At 52.8% G+C, this 14292-nt stretch carries 11 protein-coding genes; 10 read left to right on the top strand and 1 reads right to left on the bottom strand.

Annotation, left to right across the window (positions count from 1 at the left end; all coding sequences use genetic code 11):
* The first annotated feature begins 231 nt into the window (after positions 1-231).
* The 10 genes from C5O23_RS07680 (at position 232) to C5O23_RS07635 (ending at position 12783) form a co-directional block, all read left to right on the top strand.
* Entirely contained in the window at positions 232-870 is a 639-nt protein-coding gene (locus tag C5O23_RS07680; RefSeq protein WP_107032362.1) for a redox-sensing transcriptional repressor Rex, read from the top strand.
* Positions 871-904: 34 nt separating this feature from the next.
* On the top strand, positions 905-1438 hold the full coding sequence (locus C5O23_RS07675; protein WP_107032361.1) for a hypothetical protein: 534 nt from the start codon (positions 905-907) through the stop codon (positions 1436-1438).
* 68 nt (positions 1439-1506) lie between these two features.
* A complete protein-coding gene (locus C5O23_RS07670; RefSeq protein ID WP_107032360.1) occupies positions 1507-3159 on the top strand; it encodes a glycoside hydrolase family 43 protein in 1653 nt (550 codons plus the stop codon).
* 54 nt (positions 3160-3213) lie between these two features.
* Positions 3214-4575 (top strand): type II toxin-antitoxin system toxin DNA ADP-ribosyl transferase DarT, encoded by a 1362-nt coding sequence (darT, locus tag C5O23_RS07665; protein WP_107032359.1) that lies wholly within the window; start codon positions 3214-3216, stop codon positions 4573-4575.
* A 3-nt stretch (positions 4576-4578) separates the two neighbouring features.
* Positions 4579-5196 carry a type II toxin-antitoxin system toxin DNA ADP-ribosyl transferase DarT gene (darT, locus tag C5O23_RS07660; protein WP_107032358.1) on the top strand — a complete coding sequence of 206 codons (618 nt, stop codon included), beginning with the start codon at positions 4579-4581 and terminating at the stop codon, positions 5194-5196.
* Positions 5196-6263 carry a type II toxin-antitoxin system antitoxin DNA ADP-ribosyl glycohydrolase DarG gene (gene darG / locus C5O23_RS07655; protein ID WP_107032357.1) on the top strand — a complete coding sequence of 356 codons (1068 nt, stop codon included), beginning with the start codon at positions 5196-5198 and terminating at the stop codon, positions 6261-6263. The genes darT (C5O23_RS07660) and darG overlap by 1 nt, the downstream gene beginning before the upstream one ends.
* A 238-nt stretch (positions 6264-6501) precedes the next feature.
* On the top strand, positions 6502-8424 hold the full coding sequence (locus tag C5O23_RS07650; protein WP_107032356.1) for a DUF349 domain-containing protein: 1923 nt from the start codon (positions 6502-6504) through the stop codon (positions 8422-8424).
* A 163-nt stretch (positions 8425-8587) separates the two neighbouring features.
* Complete coding sequence (locus C5O23_RS07645; protein ID WP_107032355.1) at positions 8588-9997, top strand: undecaprenyl-phosphate glucose phosphotransferase; 1410 nt, start codon at positions 8588-8590, stop codon at positions 9995-9997.
* A 48-nt stretch (positions 9998-10045) separates the two neighbouring features.
* Positions 10046-12190: a DNA helicase RecQ gene (gene recQ, locus C5O23_RS07640; protein ID WP_107032354.1), complete on the top strand. Its 2145-nt coding sequence runs from the start codon at positions 10046-10048 to the stop codon at positions 12188-12190.
* A gap of 26 nt (positions 12191-12216) precedes the next feature.
* Positions 12217-12783 carry an NUDIX hydrolase gene (locus tag C5O23_RS07635; RefSeq protein ID WP_240597734.1) on the top strand — a complete coding sequence of 189 codons (567 nt, stop codon included), beginning with the start codon at positions 12217-12219 and terminating at the stop codon, positions 12781-12783.
* Positions 12784-12999: 216 nt separating this feature from the next.
* On the opposite strand, the gene hflX is transcribed toward C5O23_RS07635, so the two are convergent.
* Positions 13000-14232: a GTPase HflX gene (hflX, locus tag C5O23_RS07630; RefSeq protein ID WP_107032353.1), complete on the bottom strand. Its 1233-nt coding sequence runs from the start codon at positions 14230-14232 to the stop codon at positions 13000-13002.
* Positions 14233-14292 lie beyond the last annotated feature (60 nt).

The following is a 14292-nucleotide window of genomic DNA, read 5'->3' as shown; positions in this document are numbered from 1 at the left end:
GAACTTGATTCTGACCGGAATAAATCCGCAGAGAGTATAAAAGATCATCCATGGGAAATACTAATGTACATTATATCGTTTAATTTTGAAGAGTTACTTATAAAATGCCGTTTGTCAAGTCGAAAGTATTATTTTGATAATAGGTGGAAATGTTGTACTTTTGCGACTGATGGGTCTCCCAAGTGTCAATCTTCATACTAACAACCACGCTAAAACACCCCTCTTAAAGTCATGGAAAACAACGAACCATATGTTCCGGAACCGGCCATCTCGCGCCTGCCCTGGTATCTGGCCTGCGTGTCGCGCCTGAGGGCCCAGGGGGTGGAGTATGTCTCGACCACTGCTATCTCGCAGGAACTCAACGTGGAGTCGTCGCAGATTGCCAAAGACCTTTCATATCTCAGCATCAAGGGCAAGACCCGCATCGGCTATGAGGTCAAGGAGCTGGAGAGGGGGCTCTATGACTTCCTCGGTTTCAGACGCGAGCACAAGGCGGTGATGATGGGAGTGGGCAGTCTCGGCTCGGCTCTGATAGCCGACTCCGGTCTGTCGCGCTACGGTCTTGATATTGTGGCGGGTTTCGATGTGAACCCCGATGTTGTCGGGCGGTCGCTCAACGGCAAGCCTATCTATCCGCTGTCGGAACTGAGCCGACGTGTGGGCGAGTTGGGCGCTGAGATCGCCGTGATCGCCGTGCCGGTGGAGAGCTGTGCGGAGGTGGCCGAGATGTGTGTGGCCGCCGGCATAAAGGCTCTCTGGAATTTCACCCCGTTCCGCATACGCACGGCGCCTGACGTGGTGGTGCAGAACACTTCGATCTATGCGCATCTGGCCGTGATGTATAACCGTATGCCCCGGCACAAAGACTGATAAATCCCCCCAAAGCTTACTTCGACTACAGAACATGAAGATAATCCGTGTCATAGCTCTCGATCCGGTGCTCCGGCTTGAATTCCACCCTGACTCCGCGCTGGTGCTCCAGGGGCGTCCGCTGTTCATGCCTGAGGAGGGCGAGGGATGGCAGGCGCAGATCTGCCTGGCGGTCAAGATAAGCCGTCTCGGCAAGAATATTTCAGAAAAGTTCGCTCCGCGCTATTATGACGGCATCAGTTTCGCGATGCGCCTGACGCTGCCGTCGGCTCCTGAACTGGCCTCGGTCATAGCCGGAATGGACTCCGGAATTGTCCACGGACAGTGGATCGCCGCCGCCAAGGCTTCGGCTCCGATGGCTGTCACTGCCGGAGGTGTCGAGATCAGACTCGCCCCGCAGGCTGCGGCTATAGACAGAGCCATCAGCATGATAAGCCGTTACACGACTCTAAAGATCGGCGATCTGATTCTGCTCCCTGCGGCTGACACTATGGTGCCGCTGGAAGCACCGGGCAGGTTCGGCTTCACGGTTGACGGTGTTGAGATTCTCAGCCAGAAGCTTGTCTGAATTCAACCTCTTAGCCTCTTTTCATTAGCTTTTTCTCCTCCCCCCCACACACAAAACCTGATACTCTCATGAAAGCATTTTTCCTGAAAACAGCAGTGGTATTGTTAGCCGGCGCGGCTGTGGCTGCGTGTGACGGCGACCGAGAGGCCCCGGTGGCCGTGTTCAGCGATTTTTCATACAGTGTGACTCTGCCCGACGGCGATGAGGTGGCCTCTCCCGACTGGGCGCCGCTGCTGCCGGGATGCTATCCTGATCCGTCGGTGGTCAGGGTTGGCGATGACTATTATATGGTCAACTCGTCGTTCGCGTTCTATCCCGGAGTGCCTCTGTGGCACAGTACCGATCTGCGCAACTGGGAGCGTCTGGGTTATGTGCTCAATCGCCGCGAGCAGCTCGATCTGCCTGACAGCCTGAGGATTTCGGGCGGAATCTACGCGCCTGACATTTCATATAATCCCCACAACGGAACTTTCTATATGATCACCACCCTTGTGGACAACGGGGGCAATTTCTATGTCACAACCACAGATCCGAAAAAAGGCGAGTGGAGCGATCCGGTGTGGCTTCCGGAGGTGGGAGGCATAGATCCGAGTTTCCTGTTTGACCGTGACGGCAAGGCCTATATAGTCAACAATGACGCACCCGACGGCGAGGCGCTCTATGAGGGCCACCGCGCCATCCATATCCATGATTTTGACTGGCAGACGGGCAAGGTCACAGGCGAGTCGCAGGTGATTGTCAACGGAGGAGTCAATATTGACGAGAAGCCCGTGTGGATCGAGGGTCCGCATCTTTATAATGTGGACGGAAAATATTTTCTGATGTGTGCCGAGGGTGGCACCGGCCCCGACCACCGCGAGGTGATCTTCGAGTCTGACAGCCCGAAAGGCCCCTTCAGACCCTGCCGTATAAATCCGATACTGACGCAGAAAGATCTTGATCCGTCAAGACCCGACGCGGTGACCTGCGCGGGCCATGCCGATCTTGTGGAAGACAAGAACGGGAAGTGGTGGGCCGTGTTTCTCGGAGTGCGCCCGTATGGCGCTGACGGCCATGACATAATGGGCCGCGAGACTTTCATCCATCCGGTCAACTGGAAGAAGGGGCAGCCCGTGATCACAGAGCCGGGCGAGGTGCTTGCAGGGCGTAGGCAGAAGGAATTCGAGTCGACGCTGTGGGCCGACGGAACCTTGTCGCCTGTGGCCTTCTTCATCCGCAATCCGCAGAGCGCCTTCTATGGCATCAACGAGGACGGAAGCCTCAGTCTGGTGGCATCGGAGGTGGCGCTCAGTGACAAGAAATCGCCGTCGGCCATAGGAATGTGGGCCACGGAGAGCGCTTTTGACGTAAGTGTGAGCCTTGATGAATTTACTCCCGAAACCTCGGCCGACATAGCCGGACTGTTGCTTTTTCAGGATGACGAATGCAACATAGTTTTCGGAAAGACCAAGAACAGTTACGGCGAGACGGTGGTGAGAGTGACCGGCCGCAGCAAGGGTGGAGTCTGCAAGGAGTCAGAGGCCATTCTCACTGATCCTGCGGCATCTCTGCGCCTGAAGATCAAGGCTGACGGCAAGGGTGTCTATTCTTTTGCCTATGCCGAGGGTGAGGCCGACTTCACTCCGATGGAGCTTGAGCTCCCCGCGTCGATGCTCAGCACCCGCACCGCAGGCAATTTCACCGGCACCATGATCGGCCTCTACGCCTCCTCAGCAGAGTGACAGCCGGAGTGCGGACCGTCAGCTTAAACATCCAGGCAGAAAATAAAAAATATTATGGCAATACCGCATAAGCATAAAGGCAGATATATTTTCCATTTTACGGATATTCGCAATCTTGATTCGATAATCAAGAACGGATTGTTATGCACCAATCTGAAGAATGAGAAAGAAATCAAGCATAAGAATATTGCCAATCAACGCATTCAGGAGCGCAGAGCGCGGATGGATGTGCCTGTGGGGCCTGGTGGTAAGGTACATGACTATGTGCCGTTCTACTTTTCATCGATCAATCCGATGCTGCTTTCAAAACTGATTCAGAAGAATGTCGACCAGCCAGGTATAATCTATTTCTGCGTCAGTATAGACAGGCTTGAAAAAGAAGACGCTGTTTTTACGGATGCTTCGGCAAACACTGCCGAGGCTCCGGAGTTTTTCGATGACACCTCTGATCTTGACGAACTTGACTGGAAAATAATAGACAGTAAGAGTTGGAAACAAGATTCGGAAGAGGATAAACATAAGAAGATGGCGGAGGCGCTCATTGCTTCAAGAGTCGATATCAGTGAGATCAGCCACATAGTCGTTTATAATGAGCATGTGAAAAAGTATGTGCAGAAGATTTTTGATGATAATGGCGTAAAGGCACCAAAGATCCTTTTTGACGGATATTTTCCATTGGAAAGATATAAATTCTATTACACGAAATTTTTTTTCGGAGACCGAAAGAACGAGACTCTTGTAACCGGGCCTGAGTTCCTCAAAAACAGTTACGAAACTACGCTGAAAAAGATAAAGAAAAAAAGGTCCGGAGGGCGGGGTATGTATCGGTTCGAGACGATTTCCGATCTGATTGCCGCGATTGAAGAGGATTTTTCGGTTTTACCTGAACTAAAGGGCATAATCGGCCTTTATCAGGATTATTCTCCGCATGATGATTTTTTGGAAGATCATACGAAAAAAGTTGTCAGAGCAATGAAGTCTACGGGGTATTATAAAAAGGCTTCCGAGACAAAGAAATCATTGCTTGTGCTTGCGGCTTATCTGCATGACATAGGGAAAGGTCCGAAGAAAAGATGGGACAATGGGAAAATGCCCCGGCCTTATACCGATCATCCGGCCGATGCCGCGGAGATGCTGGTGCGGATTCTGTCAGAGGAAGTCAGGAATCTGACTGATGAGGATGTCCGGGAAATCTGTATGCTTGTGATTTACCATGATATCATAGGCGATTGTCTTGGGAAGGGCCGTGATAAGGAACAGCTCGCCGGTATAGTGACCGGTGAGGATGACTTTGAAATGCTCTGTGCCATCGCACTTGCCGACACATCGGCGATCGGTGATTTATGGGCCACACAGATCGAATTGAACAAAGCGGCTCTGAAGGCAGAAGTCATGGACCTTAAACGACTCTCGTAAATTATGGGAAAGATATTGAAATACGCTTTTCGCATCACTCATATTGACAATATTCCTCATATTCTGAAGTTTGGGCTTTTACTGGCTGATTCTTCAATGCGTGATGAAAAATTTGTCAGTATCGGAGATCCGCAGGTGATAAATATTCGAAAAATGCTGATGGTCGGAGGGAAGAATCTACGTGATTATGTCTCGTTTTATTTAGGTCCCCGCACTCCGATGCTCTATGTTATCCAGCACGGTTATAATGGAGTCCGGAGGCAGGATCCTGCCGGAATTGTCTATTGTGTATTGCGTCTTGCAGACCTTATCAGAGACAAGATGGATTGTTTTTTTACTGATGGTCATGCTCTGAGTGCTCTTACAAAGATTTATGGGAAAGACCGTCTGCCGGAGATCTGCCAGATAATAAATTATGACGACGTGTATGTTTCCCAATGGAACAATGACTCGGATATTGATCTGAAGCGTAGAAAGGAAGCGGAATTGCTGATAAAGGGAGATGTTCCGCCTGACTATATCAGAGGCTATATCGTTTATAATGATGATGCCAAAGAGAAACTGAAGTCATTTGGAATTGCGGAAGAACTGATTGTCGTGGCCCCTAATTATTATTTTTGATGATACATTACGTAAAAGGAAATCTGTTGGAAAGTGAGGCTGATGCCTTGGTCAATACGGTCAATACTGTCGGAGTGATGGGAAAAGGCATTGCTTTGCAGTTTCGGGAAGCGTTTCCGGAAAACTACCGCATCTACCGTAAGGTCTGTCAGAACAAGGAACTTCATGTCGGCGAGATGCTTGTGACAGAGGAGGGAACCTTGATGCAGGGCGTTAAGACGATCGTAAATTTTCCGACAAAAACTCATTGGCGTTATCCATCGGAGTACTCTTATATAGATCTGGGACTCAAAGCTCTTCGCCGGGAAATAGAGGTCCGTGGGATACGTTCGATTGCAATTCCGCCGTTAGGTTCACACAACGGCGGTCTGGACTGGCTTCAAGTAAAGCAGATGATAGAAAGATCACTGGCTGATGTCAATTGTGAAATCTATCTCTATGAGCCGACAGAGGCGATTATTGAAAGGATGAAGTCAGAGCGCGTGAAACTCACTCCGGCCAGAGCTATGCTGCTGATGATGATTGCCGACATGAACAGATACGGCGAATTCGCTTCTGTTTTTGCTGTTGAGAAGCTGGTTTATTTTATGCAGCGTTTCGGGGGTAAGAGCTTTTTCAGAATTGATTTCAAACCCTATATATACGGGCCTTACTCAGGCGGGAAAGTGGCTCATGTACTGTATCACATGAATGGAAGTTATGTGAAAGGGATGGGCGGGATGCAGAGCCGTCCGTTCGATTATATCTGGCTGACTGATGATGCGGAGAAAGAGGCCTCCAGATTCATTGAAGATTATAAAGATGACAGTCTGAAGAATATATGTCAAAGGACAATGGCGTTTTTGCGCAGCTATTATTCAAACTATTCTTTGGAACTATTGTCAACGGTTGATTACATCTTGCAGAATATACCGGCTCTTAAAGACTGGAAAACCGATGATGAGGATATGGTTGTCGGTCTTATCGGTCAGGAGATCTGCCGCTGGAGTTCCAGAAAAGAATCATTGTTTAATCAGGAATTTCAGAAAAAGGCTTTCTGTTATCTGAAAGAGTCGGAACTGAAATGATCCGGACCGTGGAAACGGATTTGCGGGGTGCGAGGGATAAAAAATTGAGTTTTTTGGAAAAAAAGTTACAATTTTAGAAAATAATCAGTAAATTAGCACACTCAACTGATCAGAAGCTCCTGCGGGGGTTTGAATCAGCACATTAAATCTTTGTACCAATCCCTCTCGCGTGGGTGTCCGGGCGGCTGTGGCCGCAGACCGGAAGCCAGCGAGCTTACTCACATTAATCCAACCCGTTATGGAACTGCGTGACACTTCGATGTCCGGCGAGACATTGAACCAGCCCCTGAATGACGGCGCCGCCACTCCGGCAGCCGAATCCGTGAACATTTCCGAGTCAGTAACAGCCGAATGCCCTGCGACCGCCCAGGAGGCCGCTCCGGCGGAGGAATGCTCTGTGGCCGAAGTTGCCGCAGCCGAGGCCGAGGCCCCGGTGTCAGCAGAGGTTCCGGCAGCCGAACCGGTCACTAAAGAGGGTCTTGTTGAGGCCCTCAGACTTCTTTCGGAAAAGGAGGCCTCAGAGATTGCGGCAGATGAGGTGTCGCGCCTTAAGCAGCAGTTCTATGCCATACGCAACGAGGAGCAGCGCCGCCAGCGCGAGGCTTTTGTTGAGGCCGGCAATCAGGCGGAGGCATTTGAGCCTCAGGCTGATCCGGCTGAGGAGGGCTTCAAGGCTCTGCTTGCGACTGTCAAGGAGAAAAAGGCCGAGCAGCGTGCGGCCGTAGAGGCTCTCCAGCAGGAGAACTACAACCGCAAGAAGGCTATCGTTGACAAGATCACCGAAATGGGTGCCGATGTTGACAATGCCAACCGGTTTTTCCAGCAGGTGCGCGATCTGCAGACAGAGTTCAAGGAGATAGGCGAGGTGCCGGCTCCGCTTTCGGGCGATCTCTGGAAGAGCTATCAGGACGCTGTGGAAAAATATTATGACCAGCTTAAGATCAACAAGGAGCTGCGTGACTATGATTTCAAGAAAAATCTTGGCGAGAAAGAGGCTCTGGTGGCCGAGGCTGAGAAACTTTGCGGCGAGGAGGATGTGATAGCGGCTTTCCGCCGCCTGCAGACGCTCCACGACCAGTGGCGCAACATCGGTCCTGTGCCCAAGGATGTGCGCGAGGAGATCTGGGGCCGCTTCAAGGATCTTTCGGCCGACATCAACAAGCGCTATCAGGCGTTTTTTGAAGAGCGCAAGGCCCGCGAGCGTGAAAACGAGGAGGCCAAGGAGGCTATCTGCCAGAGAGTGGAGGCTTTCGAGTTTGACAAGCTGTCAACTTTCGCAGCCTGGGACGAGATGACCAAAAAGATCATCGAGGCTCAGGAAGATTGGAAGAAGATCGGTTTCGCATCGCGGAAGTCAAACAATCAGCTCTTTGCCCGTTTCCGCGAGAGTTGCGACAAGTTCTTTGCCGCCAAGGCTGAGTTTTTCCGCACCATGAAGGATTCGCTGTCAAAGAATCTCGAACGCAAGATTGCTCTGTGTGAGCGCGCCGAGGCTCTGAAAGACAGCACCGAATGGCGCAAGGCCGCCGATGAGTTCGTGGCCATGCAGAAGGAGTGGAAGACTATCGGCGCTGTGGCCAAGAAGCACTCCGACCAGGTGTGGCACCGCTTCCTTGCAGCCTGTGACTATTTCTTCGAACAGAAAAAGAAAAATACTTCAGGCACACGCCGCACCGAGCGCGCGAACCTCGAACAGAAGAATGAGATCATCGAGAAGCTCAAGGCTGTCAATCCCGACGAGCTCGGCCGCGAGGAGGCTGTCAAGGTTGTCAAAGACCTTCAGGCCGAATGGCAGAGCGTGGGTCATGTGCCTTTCAGCGAGAAAGACGCTGTCTATGAGGCTTACCGTGCGGTGGTAAATGAGCTTTATCAGAAGCTCGACCTTTCGCAGCGCGGATCGCGCATGACTTCGTTCGAGAATTCGATCAAGGAGATCGGCAATGACGAAAACCGTCTTTACCGCGAGCGTGAGCGTCTGATGAGGGCTTATGAGCAGCGCAAGGGCGAGTTGCAGACGTATGAGAACAATATGGGCTTCCTCACAGCCAAGTCGAAAAACGCCGGAACGATGCTCCGCGAGATGGAGCGCCGTGTGCAGCGCCTGAAAGATGATCTGGCTGACCTTGAACAGAAGATCAAGGTCATTGACAGTAAACTGTAATAACCACATACCCCTTTTGCAGGGACGCTTTTCGCAATGCCGAGGTGCCGGAGGCCGAATCTGCCGCCGCCGGTGTCGAGGCCTCTGTGGGGGGCGTCCCTGCGGGGCAAATATCATGAGACCACACTCCGAGGGCCTGCCGCCGGCGAGGCCTTGTTAAAGAATGACTGGACCGGAACCGAAAATCAACAGGCCGACAGGCCGCTACAACCGTTACTATCGAAAGATACTCATAGCCGTGGACTTCGTTATACTCAACGCGGTCTTTTTCGGCGTGACGATGATGAATCCTGACGTGGAGGTGCTTCACGGGCGTCTCGTCTGGCTGCTTCTGAATCTGGCCTATGTGCCTGTGGCGCGCTATCAGGGGCGCATCCACAAGATCAGGGCGCTGCAGATGGACCGCCTGCTGCTGCTGACGCTCCGCGGGGCGCTCTGCCAGGCTCTGCTGTTTATCTTTCTGCTCTATCTGATGGGTCAGGAGCCGTTGCCGCTGATGACTTTCGTGGAGCTCTACGGGCTGTTCACGCCGCTGCTGATGCTGTGGTGGGGCAGCGCGCATTATCTGCTCAAGACATACCGCAGGAGCGGGCGGAGTTTCAGCCGCATAGTGATTGTGGGATGCCGTCCGACTGCCGAGAGGCTTCTGACGGAGATGCGCCTCGATCCGGGTTTCGGCTATCTATGCCAGGGATTTTTCGATATATACTGTCCGCCAGATTTCCGCTATAAGAATCTGTATGCGGGAAATTTAGCTGATCTGGAGGAGTTTGTGATCCGTGAGGCTACTGATGAGATTTTCTATACGCTTTCGGGCGAGAACAGTGAGGCGGTGCAGCTGGTTTCGGGTCTGTGCGAGAAGCTGATGATCAAGTTTCATTATGTGCCGCAGATCTCGCCTTATCTGACCCGCCGTTTCCGCCTTGACGCCATAGGGCAGATGCCTGTGCTTGAGGTGCGCCACAATCCGCTTGAGCGCGGGGTGAACCGGGTGATGAAGCGGACTTTCGATATTGTTTTCTCCGGGCTTTTCCTGCTGTTCTCGCCTTTGATTTTCATTCCGGTGGCCGTTGCGGTGAAGCTGAGTTCGCCGGGTCCTGTGTTTTTCAAGCAGGTGCGCACGGGCTACCGAGGGCGTGATTTTCTGTGCTGGAAGTTCCGCACGATGCATGTCAATAATGACGCGGATACGGTGCAGGCTACCAGAAATGATCCGCGTAAGACGCGCCTTGGGGAGTTTCTGAGGCGCACGAGCATTGATGAGCTTCCGCAGTTTATCAATGTGTTCAAGGGTGATATGTCGATTGTCGGTCCGCGTCCGCATATGCTGAAGCATACGGAGGATTACCGCCGTCTGATAGATCAGTATATGGTGCGTCATCTGATCAAGCCTGGGATCACCGGCTGGGCGCAGGTGCGCGGTTTCCGCGGTCAGACCGAGGAGCTGTGGCAGATGGAGAAGAGGGTGGAGAATGATATCTGGTATATAGAGCACTGGACTTTTATGCTTGACATGAAGATAATTGTGCGCACTGTGATCAATGCTCTGCGCGGCGAGGACGGTGCGTTCTGACAAGACTGATACACACATATACATACAGAAGGATTTTACAGAGTTCCAATGGATAACAGAGAGGAGATCAGGGAGAGGGCCGAGGCTCTGCTGAGAAGATTTTACGGTTACAGCAGTTTCCGTCCGCTGCAGCTTGACATTATCAGTTCGGCTGTGGAGGGGCGCGACAGTGTGGTGCTTATGCCTACGGGCGGCGGTAAGTCGATCTGCTATCAGATTCCGGCTCTGATGTCGGAGGGTGGTATCACGATTGTTGTGTCGCCGCTGATCGCGCTGATGAAGGATCAGGTGACGGCTCTGAGATCAAACGGGATTCCGGCTGCGGCTGTCAATTCGATGCAGACCGATGAGGAGAACCGCCACATTCTGGAGCAGCTTTTCAGCGGGCGCATCAAGATCGTCTATATTTCGCCTGAGCGTCTGCTGATGGAGATCGACCGCTGGTCGAGGGATCTGCCTGTGAGTCTGATCGCTATCGATGAGGCTCACTGCATTTCGCAGTGGGGCCATGATTTCCGTCCGGACTATACGCGGCTGTCGCGGATCAAGGAGCTTTTTCCGCATGTGCCTGTGATGGCGCTGACTGCGACTGCTGACCGCCTGACGCGCGACGATATCGCCACGCAGCTTGCGCTGAGGAATCCGCAGCTGTTCTTAGGGTCGTTTGACAGGCCGAATATTTCGCTGCGCGTGAGGAACAATCCGGGGAAGAAGGAGCGGATTCGCTATATCTCGACTCTCATAGAGCGTTACCGCCATGACGCGGGTATTGTCTATTGCATCAGCCGTAAGGCGGCGGAGTCGATGAACGATGATCTGCGGGCTCTGGGCTACCGTTCGGTGGTCTATCATGCGGGTCTGCCTGTGGCGGAGCGCAATCTGGCTCAGGAGAAGTTTATCAACGGCGATGTGCAGGTGGTGTGTGCCACGGTGGCTTTCGGTATGGGTATCGACAAGAGTAATATCCGCTGGGTGGTTCACAACAATATGCCGCGCAACATTGAGAGCTATTATCAGGAGATCGGGCGTGCGGGCCGCGACGGGGTGAAGGCTGAGGCTGTGATGTTTTATTCCTATTCGGACATAATCACGCTGCAGTCGTTCGTCGACGAGAGCGGGCAGCAGAGCATCAATGCGGAGAAGCTTAAGCGGATGCGTGAGTTTGCGGAGGCTTCGCTGTGCCGGCGCAGGATTCTGCTGAGCTATTTCAACGAGACGATGGATCATGACTGCGGCAATTGCGATGTGTGTCTGAATCCGCCGGAGCGGATGGACGGGACTGTTATTGCCCAGAAGGCTATGAGCGCTATTATCCGGACGGAGGGGCAGGCGGGTTTTTCGATGCTTATCGATATTCTCCGCGGGGCTGCGCGCCAGGATCTGATGCTGCGCGGTTTTCATTTGATAAAGACTTACGGTGCGGGGCGCGATCTGTCATATGCGGAGTGGAACTGTTATCTTTCGCAGCTGATTCAGTTAGGACTGGTGGATATTGCCTATAATGAGAGTAATCATCTGAAGGTGACGCAATATGGCGCTGAGGTGCTGCGGGAGCGGCGTGAGGTGACTCTTGCGCGGTATAAGGAGCCTGAACGGCTCAAGGGCGGCCGCAGGCGTGTGGCTGTGGAGGAGGAGTTTACGGAGCTGAAGCCTGCGGAGCGTCTGCTTGCTCAGCTGAAGGAGGTTAGGCAGAAGCTGGCGCGGAAGGAGCAGGTGCCGCCTTATATTGTGCTGTCAGACAAGGTGCTGCTTGAGCTGGTGCGTGTGGAGCCTACGGATATGGAGGCTTTCTCGAAGGTGGAGGGTGTAGGCGAGAAGAAAACAATCCGCTATTGGAAGCCGTTTGTTACTGCGATAAGGAAGTTCAAGGGTGTTGCGGAGCCGCTTGGCACTGGGCTTTCGCATGAGGAGACTCTGCTGCTGCTGAATGCGGGCTATGATGTGGGTGAGATCGCGGCGACGAAGGGGATCAAGGAGCGGACGGTCTATGGCCATATCGCGGGTCTGATCCGTGACGGGAAGCTGTCGGATTTTTCGTCAGTGATCACCCGCGAGCAGTATCTGCGTGTGATGGCTGTGGCTAAGGAGAATCCGGAGGAGATGTATACGATTCTTGCTGACGAGATGCCTCCTGGGCTTCCGGGTGTGGCTCTGGCGATCAGCGATTATCTGCTGAGGCAGAAGGATAAGTGATTTATAAATATATAATATATACGATTATGGATTGTAAGAGTAATGATGATTCAATGAAGTGGGAGGTGCTTGAGAGTGAGTATCTCCACCGCCGGCCGTGGCTTACGGTGAGACGCGATAAGGTGCGTCTGCCTGACGGGACTGTGCATCCGGAGTATTATGTGCTTGAGTATCCTACGTGGGTTAATGTGATTGCGCTGACTCCTGAGGGTAAGTTTGTGATGGTGAAGCAGTATCGCCACGGTCTTGGGATTGTGGCTACGGAGCTTTGCGCGGGTGTGGCTGAGGAGGGTGAGGTGCCTCTGGAGGCTGCGCGGCGTGAGCTTCTGGAGGAGACGGGTTTCGGTGGCGGTGAGTGGGAGCTGTTGTCGGTGCTTTGTGCGAATCCGGGGAGCCAGAATAATCTGAGCTATAGTTTTGTGGCCCGTGGTGTGGTGCGGGTTGCGGAGCAGCATCTGGATGAGACGGAGGATGTGAGGGTTGAGATTCTCGATGAGGAGCAGGTGTGGGATATGCTTGTTAATGATGATCTTAAGCAGGCGCTTATGGCGGCGCCGCTCTGGAGGTTTTTTGCGCTTAAGGGGCGGGGATGATATAGGGGCCATGCGGGTTGGTAAATCGGTGTCCTTTGTCGGACACCATTTTTAGGGAAATTTTTTACCCCCGACACCTTTGCGCTGCGCGCTTCGGTGTCGGGGGCTATGAGTAAACCGATGTCCTGACGGACATCACGGGCGGGGTGCGCGCGGGGGATGTTTTGCGGACATCTGCGGTGTGGGGTTTCGGCGGGGTGCCGGTGTGTGGCGGGGTCAGGTTTCGGGGTATTGGTCTTCGTCGTCGTATTTCTGGAAGAGGAAGTCGTTGTAGGGGAAGCGGGTGAGGTGTATTTCTTTTGCGCGCTGGTAGAGCATGTTTTTGAGTTCGTCGATGTTGGCTCCGGTGCGTGCTGAGATGAAGACGCAGTCGTGGGGCAGACGTGACATCCACATGCGTTTGAGCTCGTCGAGTGAGATGTTTTCGCGTGTCTGCGGTGTGAGGTCGTTTTCGTCTTTGGGTGTGTAGGTGAATGCGTCGATTTTGTTGAATACCATTATCATGGGTTTGTCGGCTCCGTTGCAGACTTCGCGGAGTGTTTTGTCGACAACTTCGATCTGTTCTTCGAAGTTTGGGTGTGAGATGTCTACTACGTGGACGAGGAGGTCGGCTTCGCGGACTTCGTCGAGGGTTGATTTGAATGAGTCGACCAGGTGTGTGGGGAGTTTGCGGATGAATCCTACGGTGTCTGTGAGGAGGAAGGGGAGGTTGTCGATGATTACTTTGCGTACGGTTGTGTCAAGTGTGGCGAAGAGTTTGTTTTCGGCAAATACGTCGCTTTTGCTGAGGAGGTTCATGAGGGTTGATTTGCCGGCGTTGGTGTAGCCTACGAGTGCTACGCGTGTTAGTTTTCCTCGGTTTTTGCGCTGTACGGCTTTCTGTTTGTCGATGTTGCGGAGTTCTTCTTTGAGGAGTGAGATTTTGGTGAGGATGATGCGTCGGTCGGTTTCGATCTGTGTTTCGCCGGGTCCGCGCATACCGATGCCGCCTCGCTGGCGTTCGAGGTGGGTCCACATTCGGGTGAGGCGTGGGAGGAGGTATTGGTATTGTGCGAGTTCTACCTGGGTTTTGGCGTTGGCTGTGCGGGCGCGTTTTGCGAAGATGTCGAGGATGAGGCTTGTGCGGTCGAGGATTTTTACTTTGAGTTCGCGCTCGATGTTGAGGACTTGTTTTGATGAGAGGTCGTCGTCGAAGATGGCCATGCTGATGTCGTTGTCTTCGATGAATGCGCGGATTTCTTCGAGTTTGCCTTTTCCTACGAATGTCCGTGGGTTGGGGTATGGGAGGCGCTGCATGAATGTGTGGACTGTCTCGGCTCCTGCGGTGTCGGCGAGGAAGGCGAGTTCGTCGAGGTATTCGCGCGATTTTGCTTCGTTCTGCTGTTCGGTGATGAGGCCTACCAGCACTGCGCGTTCGTTGATCTGCTCATTGAGTATGTTGTCGATCATGAGATTCGGGGTGTTATGTGTCTTTGTGGAACTGATGATTCCACAAAGATAACAATTTTG

It is taken from the genome of Duncaniella muris, from assembly GCF_003024805.1.
Lineage (GTDB): Bacteria > Bacteroidota > Bacteroidia > Bacteroidales > Muribaculaceae > Duncaniella > Duncaniella muris.
Note: the sequence above shows the minus strand (reverse complement) of the source record. Positions and strands in the feature narration are given on the sequence as shown.

Excerpts from the sequence above, each read along its gene's own strand:
- C5O23_RS07680 (WP_107032362.1), top strand. The coding sequence starts at position 232 with ATGGAAAACAACGAACCATATGTTCCGGAACCGGCCATCTCGCGCCTG.
- C5O23_RS07675 (WP_107032361.1), top strand. The coding sequence starts at position 905 with ATGAAGATAATCCGTGTCATAGCTCTCGATCCGGTGCTCCGGCTTGAA.
- C5O23_RS07670 (WP_107032360.1), top strand. The coding sequence starts at position 1,507 with ATGAAAGCATTTTTCCTGAAAACAGCAGTGGTATTGTTAGCCGGCGCG.
- darT (WP_107032359.1), top strand. The coding sequence starts at position 3,214 with ATGGCAATACCGCATAAGCATAAAGGCAGATATATTTTCCATTTTACG.
- darT (WP_107032358.1), top strand. The coding sequence starts at position 4,579 with ATGGGAAAGATATTGAAATACGCTTTTCGCATCACTCATATTGACAAT.
- darG (WP_107032357.1), top strand. The coding sequence starts at position 5,196 with ATGATACATTACGTAAAAGGAAATCTGTTGGAAAGTGAGGCTGATGCC.
- C5O23_RS07650 (WP_107032356.1), top strand. The coding sequence starts at position 6,502 with ATGGAACTGCGTGACACTTCGATGTCCGGCGAGACATTGAACCAGCCC.
- C5O23_RS07645 (WP_107032355.1), top strand. The coding sequence starts at position 8,588 with ATGACTGGACCGGAACCGAAAATCAACAGGCCGACAGGCCGCTACAAC.
- recQ (WP_107032354.1), top strand. The coding sequence starts at position 10,046 with ATGGATAACAGAGAGGAGATCAGGGAGAGGGCCGAGGCTCTGCTGAGA.
- C5O23_RS07635 (WP_240597734.1), top strand. The coding sequence starts at position 12,217 with ATGGATTGTAAGAGTAATGATGATTCAATGAAGTGGGAGGTGCTTGAG.
- hflX (WP_107032353.1), bottom strand. The coding sequence starts at position 14,232 with ATGATCGACAACATACTCAATGAGCAGATCAACGAACGCGCAGTGCTG.